Below are 13,757 nucleotides of genomic sequence, written 5' to 3' on the forward strand. Positions count from 1 at the left end.
GTCAGTCCTCGTTCCCGGTCCTGCGGACCAACTTGAGCCAGAAGAAGTCTCGCGAGCCCATGGTCACCGTGAAGCGTGCCTGCTCGTCGACGGGGACGAAACCGCTGCCGCCGAACAGGTCCTGGACCTGGGCGTCGGCATACTCGCTGGGGAGCTGGACCCGGGTGCCCTGGGGGCGCGGCGAGAGGTTGTTGACGCACAGGACGGTCTCGGCGGGGGTGTCCTCGTCGGCCTCGTCCGGGGTCACCTCGCGCAGGAACGCGAGGATCGCGTCGTTGTCGCTCGGCATGACGGTGAAGGTGCCCATCCCCATCACGGGGTGGTGGCGCCGCACCTGCAGCATCCCGCGCATCCAGTGCAGCAGCGAGGAGCTGGACGCCATCGCCGCCTCGACGTTGACGTTGTTGTGGTGGTAGACGAGCGACTGGATGACCGGCAGGTAGAGCTTGCCGGGGTCGGCGCTGGAGAAGCCGGCGTTGCGGTCGGGCGTCCACTGCATCGGCGTGCGCACGGCGTCGCGGTCGTTGAGCCAGATGTTGTCGCCCATGCCGATCTCGTCGCCGTAGTAGAGGCACGGCGACCCCGGCAAGGACAGCACCAGGGCGTTGATCAGCTCGATCTCGGCGCGCGAGTTGTCGAGCAGGGGCGCGAGCCGGCGCCGGATGCCGACGTTGGCCTTCATGCGGGGGTCGGGGGCGTACCAGCCGTACATCGCGGCGCGCTCCTCGTTGTCGACCATCTCGAGGGTGAGCTCGTCGTGGTTGCGCAAGAAGGTGCCCCACTGCGTGCCAGTCGGGATCTCGGGGGTGTCCTCGAGGACCTTGACGATGGGCGTGGCCTTGCCCTCGCGCAGCGCGTAGTACAGCCGCGGCATCACCGGGAAGTGGAAGCACATCTGGCACTCCGGCGCCTCCTCGGTGCCGAAGTAGTCCACCACCTCGTGCGGCATCTGGTTGGCCTCGGCCAGCAGGATCCGCCCGGGGTACTCCTCGTCCACCATGCGCCGCAGCTGCGCCAGGAACTCGTGGGTCCTCGGGTGGTTCTCGCCGTTGTGCCCGTCCTCCTCGAACAGGTAGGGGACGGCGTCGAGCCGGAACCCGTCGATGCCCATGTCCATCCAGTAGCGGACGATGTCGAACATCTCCTCCTGGACCTTGGGGTTCTCGAAGTTGAGGTCCGGCTGGTGGGAGAAGAAGCGGTGCCAGAAGAACTGCCGGCGCACCGGGTCGAAGGTCCAGTTGGACACCTCGGTGTCGACGAAGATGATGCGCGCGTCGGAGTACCTGGTGTCGTCGTCGGACCAGACGTAGTAGTCGCCGTAGGGGCCGTCCGGCTCGGAGCGGCTCGCCTGGAACCACGGGTGCTGGTCGCTGGTGTGGTTCATGACGAAGTCGGTGATGATCCGGATGCCGCGGGCGTGGGCCTGCGAGATCAGCTCCTTGAACTCCGGCAGCGTCCCGAACTCCGGCAGCACGGCGCGGTAGTCCGCGATGTCGTAGCCGCCGTCGCGCAGGGGCGACGCGTAGAACGGGGGCAGCCACAGGCAGTCGACGCCGAGCCACTGCAGGTAGTCGAGCTTGCCGAGCAGGCCGGTGAAGTCACCGGCGCCCGACCCGTTGCTGTCGGCGAAGGCGCGAACGAGCACCTCGTAGAAGACAGCCTTGCGGAACCAGCGCGGGTCGTGCTTGAGCCCGGGCTGGGCGAGGTTGAGGCCGTGCACCTGTCAGAACCTCCGGACGTGGATGATGTGGGCGGGTTCGGCGTCACGACCGAGTCGGACGAAGTTGTCCTGACCCCAGTGCCAGGACTGCTGGGTCATCTCGTCGTGCGCCACGAACCCATCACCGTAGCCCAGCCCGAGGGCCGGCATGTCCAGGTGGACCCAGGACTCCCGGGTCGAGTGCGGGTCGAGGTTGGCGACCACGATGACGGTGTCGTCGTGACCGCTGAGGGTGCGGGCGGTCTTGGAGAACACGATGATGTTCTCGTCGTCGCAGTGGTGAAAGGTGATGTTGCGCAGCAGCCGCAGCGAGGGGTGCCAGTGGCGGACCTGGTTGAGGGTGCGCAGGTAGCCGTCGAGCGACTGCCCCTCCTTGGCGCCGCCGGGCGCGTAGTCCGCCCAGCGGCGGTCCTTGAGCTGGTACTTCTCGTTGTCGACCTGCTCCTCGGCGCCTGGTCGGGCGACGTGCTCCATGAGCTCGTAGCCCGCGTAGATGCCGTAGGTCGGCACCAGGGTCGCCGCGAGCGCCGCCCGGACCTTCCAGGCCGCCGGGCCGCCATACTGCATGTAGGGCGTCAGGATGTCGTGCGTGGTCGGCCAGAAGGACGGGCGCATGTACGCGGCGGCGTCCCCGGCCAGCTCGCGGACATACTCCTCGATCTCCCACTTCTCGTTGCGCCAGGCGTAGTAGGTGTAGCTCTGCTGGAAGCCGATCTTGCCGAGCGTGTGCATCATGGCCGGCTTGGTGAACGCCTCGGCCAGCCAGATGATGTCCGGACGTGACGCCGCGACATCACTGATCAACCATTGCCAGAACTCCACGGGCTTGGTGTGCGGGTTGTCCACGCGGAACGCCGTCACGCCGTGGTCGATCCACACCTGGATCACGTCGCGGACGGCCTGGTAGATGCCGTCCGGGTCGTTGTCGAAGTTCAGCGGGTAGATGTCCTGGTACTTCTTGGGCGGGTTCTCGGCATACGCGATGGTCCCGTCCGCGCGGGTCGTGAACCACTCCGGGTGCTCGGTGACCCAGGGGTGGTCCGGGGAGCACTGCAGAGCGATGTCGAGGGCGACCTCCAGCCCCAGCTCGCGCGCCCGCGCCACGAAGGCGTCGAAGTCCTCGAAGGTCCCGAGGGACGGCTCGATCGCGTCGTGCCCGCCGGCGGCGGAGCCGATGGCATAGGGGGAGCCCGGGTCCAGCGGACCCGCGGTCAGGGTGTTGTTGGGGCCCTTGCGGTTGGTCGTGCCGATGGGGTGGACCGGGGTGAGGTAGACGACGTCGAAGCCCATGTCCCGGATGGCGGGGAGCCGCTCGGCCGCGGTGCGCAGCGTGCCGGTGTGCCAGGTGCCGTCCTCGTCCTGGTAGGCGCCCTCGGAGCGGGGGAAGATCTCGTACCACGCCCCGGCCAGCGCCAGCGGACGCTCGACCAGCCAGCTCTGCTCGGGGGAGGGAGACACGAAGTCGCGCAGCGGGCGGGCCGTGAGCTCACGAGCGACCGCGTCGCCCGCTCCGGCATACAGCCGCTCGGGGACCGGCCTGGAGGTGTCCCGCAGGGCGGCCACGGCCTCCCGCAGGACCTGCTGCTGCTCGTGGGAGCGCTCCACCTCGGCGAGGGCCCGCTCGAGGACGAGCGCGCCCTCCTCGAGCATGAGCTCGACGTCCACGCCGGCCTCGACCTTGATGACGGCGTCGTGGTGCCAGGTGCCGTACGGGTCGGACCAGCCCTCGACCCGGAAGGACCACAGGCCCTCCCGGTCGGCGGCCACCTGCGCCTCCCACAGGCTCAGGCCGACGTTGGTGGAGCGCATCGGGACGTATGCCGTGCGCCCGTCCGGATCGGTGATCGCCACGGAGGCGTTCACGGCGTCATGACCCTCGCGGAAGACCCGCGCGGTCACGGGGAACGGCTCGTGCACGACGGACTTGGCGGGGCGGAGGCCCCCGTCGACGCTGGGGGTGACGTCGAGCACGGGGATGCGGCCGATGGGGGTCTGGGGGGCTGATGACAGTCGAGGGGCGGTCACTCGCGTCACGGTACCCAAAGAGTGTGTCCGGCTCGCACCCGAGAGGCTGGCGTATCACCCAGCGGAGCGATTCCCGGGCCGTTCTCGCGGATGACGGCGCGGCGCGGCGAAGGTGGTCTCCGGAGGGGGCCCGTCCACTAGAGTTGGGCGCAGTCCCGGACCGCCCCAGGCCGCGCTGCAGCGGACCGTCGGATTCTTCGCGTCCGGGTGGACCACGACCCCGGAGGCGACATGACGCAGGACGCGACCCCGCTCGACCCCAGCTTGAGCTGGCTGGCGGACGAGACCCCCCTGCCTTACGACACCACGACGACCGGGCCGGCGCTCGAGCCGGCCAACCCGCTGGCCAAGGCCCCCGTCGGGCGCCCGCCGCGGACCGTGGACGGCTTCGCCCGCGAGTTCTTGCGCGAGCTCAACTTCGGCGAGGGCGTGGCCCTGTCGCGGTCCTCGCAGAACGACCAGTACCTCGCGCTCGCCCGCACGATCCGGCACTACCTCATGGCGGACTGGCTGGAGACGGCGCGGCGACGCCGTGAGCACCCGACCAAGATGGTGGGCTACCTGTCCGCGGAGTACCTCCTCGGACGGCAGATGGGCAACGCGCTGCTCGCGACCGACCTCGGCGCGATCGCCGACCAGGCGCTCAGGAGCCTCGGCCTGGACCTGCGCACGCTGCGCGCCCAGGAGGTCGAGCCCGGCCTCGGCAACGGCGGCCTGGGCCGCCTCGCCGCGTGCTTCGTCGACTCCCTCGCCACGATGGACGTCCCGTGCATCGGCTACGGCATCCGCTACGAGTACGGCATCTTCCGGCAGACCTTCGAGGGAGGGCGCCAGGTCGAGGTGCCCGACTCGTGGCTCTCGCTCGGTGGTCCGTGGGAGTTCCCGCACCCCGACCGTGCCGTGACGGTCGGCTTCGGCGGCAGCACCGAGACCTACGTCGAGGAGGCCGCCGACGGCTCCGGCCACCAGATCACGCGCAGCCGGTGGGTGCCGGCGTGGAACGTCCTCGGCGTGCCATACCACTACATGGTCCCGGGCTACCAGAACGGCGTCGTCAACACCCTGCGCCTGTGGAGCGCCCGGGCCACCCAGGCCTTCGACCTGCAGATCTTCAACTCCGGCGACTACGCCACGGCCGTGCGCGCCCAGACCTTCGCCGAGAACATCTCCAAGGTGCTCTACCCCGAGGACTCGACCCCGCAGGGCCGCGAGCTGCGCCTGCAGCAGCAGTACTTCTTCGTCGCGTGCTCGCTCAAGGACTTCATCGACCGCACGCTGGAGAAGGACTTCGACCTCCACCGCCTGCCCGAGCGGATCATCTTCCAGCTCAACGACACCCACCCCGTCATCGCCATCCCGGAGATGATGCGCCTGCTGATGGACGAGCACGGCATGGAGTGGGACGAGGCGTGGTCGGTCACCCAGCGGTGCTTCGCCTACACCTGCCACACCCTGCTGCCCGAGGCCCTCGAGGTCTGGCCGGTAGAGCTCGTCGGGCGCCTCCTGCCGCGCCACCTCGAGATCATCTACCGCATCAACGAGGAGTTCCTCGAGACGGTCCGCGAGACCTTCCCCGGCGACGAGCTGCGGGTGCGTCGTATGTCGATCATCCAGGACCACCCCGAGCGCGCCGTCCGCATGGCCAACCTGGCCACCGTCGCCGGGGTCAAGGTCAACGGCGTCGCCGAGCTGCACTCCCAGCTGCTGCGGGACAAGGTGCTGCCGGACTTCTCCGAGCTGTGGCCGGACAAGTTCACCAATGTCACCAACGGCGTGACCCCGCGGCGCTTCATCCGGCTGGCCAACCCGACGCTCTCCCAGCTCATCACCGACACCATCGGCGTGGGCTGGGAGACCAAGCTCGAGCGCCTGGAGAGCCTCGAGCCCTACGCCGAGGACGAGGAGTTCCGGGAGCGCTTCGCCGCGGCCAAGCAGGCCAACAAGACGCGGCTGCGGGAGCTGCTCGCGGTGCGGGACGGCATCGAGCTGCCCGAGCACGGCATGGTCGACGTGATGGTGAAGCGGCTGCACGAGTACAAGCGCCAGACGCTGAAGCTCCTGCACATCGTGTCGCTCTACGAGCAGATCATCTCGGGCAAGGTCGCCAAGGACGCGATCGTGCCCCGCACGTTCGTGTTCGGCGCCAAGGCGGCCCCCGGCTACCACATGGCCAAGGAGATCATCTACCTCATCAACTCCGTTGCCGCGACGGTCAACGCGGACGAGCGGGTCAAGGGTGTGCTGACGGTGGCCTTCCCGGCCAACTACAACGTCACCCTCGCCAACAAGCTCATCCCCGCGGCGGACCTGTCCGAGCAGATCTCGCTCGCGGGCAAGGAGGCGTCCGGCACCGGCAACATGAAGTTCGCCCTCAACGGGGCGCTCACGATCGGCACCGACGACGGCGCCAACGTCGAGATCCGCAAGCTCGTGGGCGACGACAACTTCTTCCTGTTCGGGATGGATGAGCCGCAGGTCGCGGCGCTGCAGGCCAAGGGCTACGTGCCCAGCGCGGTCTACGAGTCCAACCCCCAGCTCAGGAGCGCCATCGACCTGATCGCCTCCGGGCACTTCACCGGCGGCGACCGCGGCCTGGCGGCGACGGTCGTGGACGACCTGCTCTACAACGACCGGTTCATGACGCTCGCGGACTTCCAGTCCTACATCGACGTGCAGGGCGAGGTCGACGAGGCCTATCGCGACCAGGAGCGCTGGACGCGCTCGGCGATCCTCAACGTCGCCCGCAGCGGGTTCTTCTCCTCCGACCGGTCGATGAAGGACTACCTGCGGCGCATCTGGATGCCCACGCACGACTGACCGCCCGGACGCCGCGCCGCCGACCCCCACCCCCGACCCTCACGATCGTGGGGGGGGTGGGGGGCTGCCGCGTCTCGGTCACCGTCCTGCGTCAGGGCGAGGTGCCTGAGGTCGAGGTGGCGCAGGCCGGGCCGGCGGCGGCCGTGGTCGCCCGGATCGCCCTGGGGTGAACGGCCCCGCGCGATCCGCGGAGGCCGCTCGCGATCCGCCGAGGGGTGCGAGGGTGCGGTCAGCGGATCGCGCGGAAGATCTGCATCGACGGCCCCGCGGCGACGCGCTCCTCGCCGGGGACCAGGCGCTCGCCGGCGGCGTCAGGGCGCTCCCACGTGCTGTCCCACATCAGGCGGTAGGCCTTGACCGCGTCCACGTGGGGGAGCGTCACCGTGACGTCGTGCGCCGACCCGTGGAAGCACAGGAGGAAGGACTCGTCCTCCACGCAGTCGCCGTCGACGTACGCGAGCAGGGTCGCGTTGCCGGGGTCGTCCCAGCGCGACGCCGTCATCGGCTCCCCGTTGACGCCGAACCACATGAGGTCCGCCGTCCCGTCGGGGTGCCCGGGACGCACCCCGAAGAAGTGCCGCTGCCGCAGCGCCGGGTGCTCGCGACGCAGCCGCGCCAGCCAGGCCGTCGTCGCGACGAGGTCCTCCTGCCAGGGCTGCAGCGACCAGTCGACCCACGAGGCGCCGTTGTCCTGGCAGTACGCGTTGTTGTTGCCGCGCTGGGAACGCCCCAGCTCGTCGCCCGAGCCCAGCATGGGGATGCCGGCGGCGACGAAGAGGGTGCCGAGCAGGTTGCGCATCGAGCGGTGCCGCAGCGCCTGGGTGGCGGGGTCGGCGGGGCCCTCGGCGCCGTGGTTCCAGGACCGGTTGTTGTCGGTGCCGTCGCGGTTGTTCTCGCCGTTGGCGCCGTTGTGCTTGACGTCGTAGGCCGTCAGGTCGGCCAGGGTGAAGCCGTCGTGCGCCGCGACGAAGTTGACCGAGGCGACGGGGCTGCGGTCGTGGTGGCAGAAGAGGTCCTCCGACCCGGCGAGGCGCGTGGCGAGGTGCGAGACGCCGTGCCCGGACTGGCCGTGGGCGCTGCGGGCCTGGTCGACGAGCCAGAAGGTGCGCACGTCGTCGCGGAAGCGGTCGTTCCACTCGGCGAACGGCGGCGGGAACTGCCCCGTGCGCCACCCGTTGAAGCCGATGTCCCAGGGCTCGGCGATGAGCTTGGTCCGGGACAGCACGGGGTCCGACCGCAGGGCCATGAGGAAGGGGTGGTCGGGGTCGTAGCCGTCGTCCTTGCCGCGCCCGAGCGCGACGGCGAGGTCGAAGCGGAAGCCGTCGACGTGGCACTCGGTCACCCAGTAGCGCAGGGAGTCCAGCACCAGGCGCAGGGGCACGATGTGGCGGGTGTCGAGGGTGTTGCCGCAGCCCGTGACGTCGACGTCCCGGCCGCGTCCGTCGAGGCGGTAGTAGGTCGCGGCGTCCAGCCCCCGCAGCGACAGCGTGGCGCCGTCGACGCTCTGCTCGCACGTGTGGTTGTAGACGACGTCCAGGATGACCTCGATGCCCGCACGGTGCAGGGCCTTGACCATCCCCTTGAGCTCGGCGAGCACGCCCTGGGGGTTGGTCGCGGCGGCGTACGGCGCGTGAGGGGCGAAGAAGCCGAGCGTGTTGTATCCCCAGTAGTTGGCGAGGCCGCGCTGGACGAGCTGCGGCTCGGACTCGAAGGCGTGCACGGGCAGCAGCTCCAGGGCCGTCACGCCGATGCGCGTGAGGTGGGCGATGGTGGCGGGGTGGGCGATCCCGGCATACGTGCCCCTCAGGTGCTCGGGGACCCCGGGCAGCCGGGCGGTGAGGCTCCGCACGTGGGCCTCGTAGATGACCGTGGAGGAGATCGGGTTGCGCGGGTGGGTGTCGCCCTCCCACTCGAACCGGCCGTCGACGACCACCCCGCGGGGCACGTAGGGCGCGCTGTCGCGGGGGTCGATCACGTCGATGTCTCCGTGCAGCGAGGCGTCGACGCTGTGGCCGTAGACCTCGGGCCGCCAGGTGACCGAGCCCTCCACGGCCCGGGCGTAGGGGTCGAGCAGCAGCTTGGCGGGGTTGTGCCGGTGCCCCTCCCAGGGCCGCCAGGGCCCGTGCACCCGGTAGCCATAGCGCTGCCCCGCCCGCACCCCGGGGATGGTGTCGAACCACGTGCCGAAGGCCCTGTGCCGCAGCGGGATCCGTCGCTCCGACGCGCCCGTGCGGTCCTCGGGGTCGAACAGGCACAGCTCCACGGCGTCAGCGTGGCCGGCGTGGACCGCGACGTCCGCCACGTCCACCCCCGAGAGCGGATCGGCCCGCAGGGTGACGCCGAGCGCGGGGGTGTGGTCGGTGGTCGTCGGGGCCATGGCGCCGAGTGTAGGGCGGCCGCCGCTGCCGCCCCCTCACGTGGGTCGGTCGCGCGGGGCGGCGGGGGTGCTTCGCGTCTCCCCGTGCCGTTACGGTGGAGGTATGACGGATCCCACCTCCCTCCCCAGCTTCCCGCCGCCCGCCGACGAGCACCCCCTGCGCGGCCAGGTCCTCTCCGCCCTCCACGACGACGGCCTCATGGCGGACCTCGACGCCGACGGCGACGTCTCCTACAAGGTGCAGGGTCAGCAGCTGTTCGTCCGGTGCATCGAGGGCGACGTCACGATCATGCGCGTCTTCGGCCAGTGGCAGATCGGCGAGGACGTCCCGGCCGACGAGCTGACCCAGCTGCGCGCCTGCAACGAGCTGTCGCTGCGCATGAGCGTCGTCAAGGCCGGTCTCGCGGGCGGCACCCTCGTCGTGACCGCCGAGCACGTCATGCTGCCGGGCATGGACGTCAAGGTCCTGCTGCCCATGACGACCTCGGTCGTGCTCGCCGCCGTGCAGACCTGGCACCAGATCGCCACCGGCCAGGCGAGCTTCGAGGAGGACGTCGACGGCCAGGGCGGTTCCCAGCAGCCCTGAGCCAGGCCGTGCGCCTTCGCGCCCCTGCCCTCCCTCGTGAGGGGAGGGGCGCGCCCGTCCTCGCCCGGATCGTCCACGGACGAAGTTACCTGCGGGTAATATGGTGGGGAGAGGCCCTGGCGCGACGCGCCGCGGTGTGGTGACCACCACTGCGCCGGAGCGTCCCGTCAGGGCACAATGCCAACCGTGCGGCGTCGCCGTCCTGGCGCACGCCGCGAGCACCGAGAGAAGAGGACCCGCACGCATGGACATCGTTGTCTGCGTCAAGCACGTGCCGGACGCCCAGGGCGACCGCGGCTTCGACGACACCGACTGGACCACCGACCGCCAGGCCGTCGACGGCCTCATGTCCGAGCTCGACGAGTACCCCGTCGAGGAGGCGCTGCGGATCATCGAGGCCGGCGAGGGCACGCTGACCGTCATCACGATGGGCCCGGACGCCGCCGCCGACGCCGTCAAGAAGGCCCTGCAGATGGGCGCCGACAAGGGCGTCCACGTCAACGACGAGGCGCTGCACGGCAGCGACTCGGTCGCCACCTCGCTCGTCCTCGCCGAGGCCATCAAGAAGGTCGGGCAGCCCGACCTCGTGATGTTCGGGATGGCCTCGACCGACGGCGGCATGAGCGTCGTCCCGGCCATGGTCGCCGAGCGCCTGGGCCTGCCGCAGGTCACGCTGGCGTCCGAGCTGAGCGTCGAGGGGTCGTCCGTCTCGATCCGCCGCGACAGCGACACCGCCACCGAGCGCATCGAGGCCTCCCTGCCCGCCGTCGTCTCCGTCACCGACCAGACCGGCAACGAGCCGCGCTACCCCTCCTTCAAGGGGATCATGGCGGCCAAGAAGAAGCCCGTCGAGACCTGGTCGCTCGCCGACCTGGGCATCGACCCGGCGCAGGTGGGGCTGGACGCCGCGGCGACCAAGGTCGAGCAGGCCACCCCCCGCCCGCCGCGCGAGCAGGGCACGATCGTCAAGGACGAGGGCGAGGGCGGCAGCCAGCTCGCGGAGTTCCTCGCGTCCAAGAAGTTCATCTGAGCCGGCCACGGCGACAAAGGAGTTCACTGACATGGCTGAAGTTCTCGTGCTGGTCGACCACACCGACGGCAAGCTCAAGAAGACATCCGCCGAGCTGCTGACGCTGGCGCGCCGCATCGGCGAGCCGAGTGCCGTCTTCCTCGGCAAGGGCGTCGAGACCGCCCTGCCCGTCCTCGCCAAGTACGGCGCGGAGAAGGTCTACGTCAACGACGACGAGCAGATCGGGCAGTACCTCGTCGGCCCGACGGTCGACGCGCTGGCCGCGGTCGTCGCGCAGGCGTCCCCGGTGGCGGTGCTCATGACGACCGGCACCGACGCCAAGGAGGTCGCCGGTCGCCTCGCGGTCCGCTGCGGGGGTGGCGTCCTCACCGACGCGACCGACGTGCAGGCCGGCGGGGGCGGCGTCCTCACGACACAGTCCGTCTTCGCCGGCAACTGGACCGTCCAGGCCACCGGCACCAAGGGCCCGACCTTCGTGACGGTCAAGCCCGGCTCGACCGCTCCCGAGGCCGTCCAGGGCGCCGCCGCCCAGGAGTCCGTCGCCGCGGAGATCTCCGAGGCCTCCAAGGGCGCGCGCATCGTCGACAGCCAGCCCAAGCAGTCGACGGGTCGACCCGACCTGTCCACCGCGCAGATCGTCGTCTCCGGCGGTCGCGGCACCGGCGGCGACTTCTCCAAGGTCGAGGAGCTCGCCGACTCGATGAAGGCGGCCGTCGGCGCTTCCCGCGCGGCCGTCGACGCCGGTTGGTACCCGCACTCCTCGCAGGTCGGCCAGACCGGCAAGCAGGTCTCGCCGCAGCTCTACGTCGCGTGCGGGATCTCCGGCGCCATCCAGCACCGGGCGGGGATGCAGACGTCCAAGACGATCGTCGCGATCAACAAGGACGAGGAGGCGCCGATCTTCGAGCTCGTCGACTTCGGCGTCGTGGGCGACCTGTTCACGGTCCTGCCGCAGGCGACCGAGGCGATCCGCAAGCGCTGATCGATGCAGGGAGGGGCCCGGGGCCGTCGCCGCGCACGCGTGGGGGCGGCCCCTTCCCGTCATACGGGCTCTAGGGTGGGAACCACCCGGCGGGGTGCCGACGTCCACGGGAGGGCGCGGGCAGCAGCACGTGCAGCGGTGCAGAGGGGGAGATGCATGACCACGCGACGGTCCCAGGTCGTCGTGCTCGGGATGACGGCCGTCCTGGCGAGCACCCTCACCGGGTGCTCCCAGGAGACGCGCCGCACCAGCGCCGGCGTCTGCGTCGACGCCCAGACCAACGAGCGGCTGCCCGACAGCGAGTGCGACGGCCGCCGCACCCGAGCGGGGTTCGTGGGAAGCCCCGCGCGGTGGTACTACTACAACGACGGGGCGCGCGTGCCGGGGGTGGGGCAGCGGGTGAGCGGTGGGTCGTTCAGCGCCCCCAGCAACCACAGCTATGTCACCGGCGGCGTCGACCCCAAGGGCACCTCCACGCTCTCGTCCGCGTCGGTCAAGGGCGGCAAGGGGACGACGATCTCGCGAGGCGGCTTCGGCGGGTCCGGCGGCAAGGGCAGCAGCTGATGCGCCGCGTCCCCTCCGAGCCCCGGACCGGCTGGCGCGAGACGGTCGAGTCCCAGGGCCTGGTCTTTCCCGTCACCGTCCGACCCGACGGCACCGAGCGGCCGTACTGGAACGAGAACGCGTACTACGAGCTCGGCGCCGCGGAGGTGGACCAGCTCGAGGAGGCCACGGAGCAGCTGCACGGCATGTGCCTCGAGGCCGCCCGCCACCTGGCGTCCGGGGCCATGGGTCCCCTCGGGCTCCCGGAGGGGTCGCTGCGGCTCGCCCAGGCCTCCCTCGACGCGGGCACCCCGTCCCTCTACGGCCGGTTCGACCTGCGGTACGCCGGGGTCGACGAGGGGCCGCCCAAGCTGCTGGAGTACAACGCCGACACGCCCACGGGCCTGCTCGAGTCCGCGGTCGTCCAGTGGTTCTGGCTCGAGGACACCCACCCCGACCGCGACCAGTGGAACTCTCTGCACGAGAGGCTGGTCGCGGCGTGGCAGGACCTGGCGCCGCGCCTCACCCAGCCCGTCTGGTTCGCCCACCACGAGGGGGAGGCCACGGGCGAGGAGTGGATGACCGTGACCTACCTGCGCGACACGGCCGAGCAGGCGGGGCTCGCCACGCAGGGCATCACGATGGGGCAGATCGGCTACAACGAGGCCGCGGAGTACTTCGTCGGCCACGAGGCCCAGATGCTGCGCACCTGCTTCAAGCTCTACCCCTGGGAGGACATGCTCCGCGAGCCGTTCGGTCGGTGGGTCGAGCCGCGCCCCAACCCGATGTACGGCACCACCTGGCTCGAGCCGCCGTGGAAGGTCCTGCTGTCCAACAAGGCCCTGCTCGCCGCGCTCTGGCACCTCTACCCGGGGCACGAGCTGCTGCTGCCCGCGTACCTCGACGAGCCGCACGGCCTGACGGAGTGGGTCGCCAAGCCGCTGCACGGGCGCGAGGGCGCAAGCATCCGCGTCCACGCCGAGGGGATCGAGCACGAGCAGCCCGGCGGCTACGGCGCCGAGGGCTGGTGCTACCAGCAGTGGTGCCCGCTGCCGCAGCTCGACGGCAACAAGGTCGTGCTCGGCAGCTGGGTCGTGGACGGCCGCGCCGCGGGCGTCGGCATCCGGGAGAGCGACGGCTGGATCACCGACGACGACGCGCGCTTCGTGCCGCACCTGATCGACACCGCATCACCCAGCGAGGCCCAGCGTGCCGCCTGGGTCGACGACGACCGGAGGGGACCCCGCCGATGAGCGAGCTGCTCGAGTCACTGCTGTACGCCGCCCTCTACTGCCTCGCCGGGATCGCCCTGCTGGCCGGGGGATTCGTCACGATGGACCTCCTCACGCCGGGGCGGCTCGGCGCCCGCATCTACACCGAGCGGTCCATCAACGCCGCTCTCATCGTCGGCGCCGAGTTCCTCGGGCTCGGGGCGATCGCGTTCACGACCATCTGGACCAACGGCAGCGCCGGCGTCGGAGCGGCGCTGGCCTGGACGTTGGCGTTCGGTGTCCTCGGGATCGCGCTGCAGGCCGTGAGCTTCCTCGTGCTCGACGCCATCACGCCGGGGTCGTTGCGGGCCATCGCGGTCGAGCAGGCGCTGCACCCGGGCGCGATCGTCGCGGCGTCGGCGATGCTGGCGGTGAGCGCCATCGTGTGCGCGTCGATAGCCTGACC

The 13,757-nt window shown here is 70.8% G+C and carries 11 protein-coding genes; 8 read left to right on the plus strand and 3 right to left on the minus strand.

The features are described 5' to 3' along the window. Position 1: 1 nt before the first annotated feature. Positions 2-1,720, minus strand: coding sequence for a maltose alpha-D-glucosyltransferase (treS, locus tag ACF3NS_RS09160; protein ID WP_311966572.1), 1,719 nt, complete (start codon positions 1,718-1,720; stop codon positions 2-4). Positions 1,721-1,723: 3 nt separating this feature from the next. Continuing rightward, complete coding sequence (locus ACF3NS_RS09165) at positions 1,724-3,745, minus strand: alpha-1,4-glucan--maltose-1-phosphate maltosyltransferase (RefSeq protein WP_311966571.1); 2,022 nt, start codon at positions 3,743-3,745, stop codon at positions 1,724-1,726. Between the two features lie 231 nt (positions 3,746-3,976). On the opposite strand from ACF3NS_RS09165, the gene ACF3NS_RS09170 reads away from it, so the two are divergent. After that, the gene (locus tag ACF3NS_RS09170) at positions 3,977-6,562 is read left to right on the plus strand and encodes a glycogen/starch/alpha-glucan phosphorylase (protein ID WP_288797410.1); all 2,586 of its coding nucleotides are present in this window, start codon (positions 3,977-3,979) and stop codon (positions 6,560-6,562) included. Positions 6,563-6,609: 47 nt separating this feature from the next. Next, on the plus strand, positions 6,610-6,732 hold the full coding sequence (locus ACF3NS_RS09175; RefSeq protein ID WP_392465645.1) for a hypothetical protein: 123 nt from the start codon (positions 6,610-6,612) through the stop codon (positions 6,730-6,732). A gap of 59 nt (positions 6,733-6,791) precedes the next feature. On the opposite strand, the gene glgX is transcribed toward ACF3NS_RS09175, so the two are convergent. Next, a complete protein-coding gene (gene glgX, locus ACF3NS_RS09180; protein ID WP_392465647.1) occupies positions 6,792-8,939 on the minus strand; it encodes a glycogen debranching protein GlgX in 2,148 nt (715 codons plus the stop codon). Positions 8,940-9,042: 103 nt separating this feature from the next. On the opposite strand from glgX, the gene ACF3NS_RS09185 reads away from it, so the two are divergent. The 6 genes from ACF3NS_RS09185 (at position 9,043) to ACF3NS_RS09210 (ending at position 13,755) form a co-directional block, all read left to right on the plus strand. Next, complete coding sequence (locus tag ACF3NS_RS09185) at positions 9,043-9,525, plus strand: hypothetical protein (RefSeq protein ID WP_154593487.1); 483 nt, start codon at positions 9,043-9,045, stop codon at positions 9,523-9,525. A 244-nt stretch (positions 9,526-9,769) separates the two neighbouring features. After that, positions 9,770-10,555, plus strand: a complete 786-nt coding sequence (locus ACF3NS_RS09190; protein WP_154593486.1) for an electron transfer flavoprotein subunit beta/FixA family protein — start codon at positions 9,770-9,772, stop codon at positions 10,553-10,555. Positions 10,556-10,586: 31 nt separating this feature from the next. Next, complete coding sequence (locus ACF3NS_RS09195; RefSeq protein ID WP_289032606.1) at positions 10,587-11,537, plus strand: electron transfer flavoprotein subunit alpha/FixB family protein; 951 nt, start codon at positions 10,587-10,589, stop codon at positions 11,535-11,537. 156 nt (positions 11,538-11,693) lie between these two features. Continuing rightward, positions 11,694-12,101 (plus strand): tRNA-dihydrouridine synthase, encoded by a 408-nt coding sequence (locus ACF3NS_RS09200; protein ID WP_154593484.1) that lies wholly within the window; start codon positions 11,694-11,696, stop codon positions 12,099-12,101. After that, positions 12,101-13,333: a glutathionylspermidine synthase family protein gene (locus ACF3NS_RS09205; RefSeq protein WP_392465649.1), complete on the plus strand. Its 1,233-nt coding sequence runs from the start codon at positions 12,101-12,103 to the stop codon at positions 13,331-13,333. Before ACF3NS_RS09200 ends, ACF3NS_RS09205 begins: the two co-directional genes overlap by 1 nt. Next, positions 13,330-13,755 (plus strand): DUF350 domain-containing protein, encoded by a 426-nt coding sequence (locus tag ACF3NS_RS09210; protein ID WP_230082853.1) that lies wholly within the window; start codon positions 13,330-13,332, stop codon positions 13,753-13,755. The genes ACF3NS_RS09205 and ACF3NS_RS09210 overlap by 4 nt, the downstream gene beginning before the upstream one ends. The last annotated feature ends 2 nt before the right edge of the window (positions 13,756-13,757 follow it).

It is taken from the genome of Arsenicicoccus cauae (assembly GCF_043162025.1).
Classification (GTDB): domain Bacteria; phylum Actinomycetota; class Actinomycetes; order Actinomycetales; family Dermatophilaceae; genus Arsenicicoccus; species Arsenicicoccus cauae.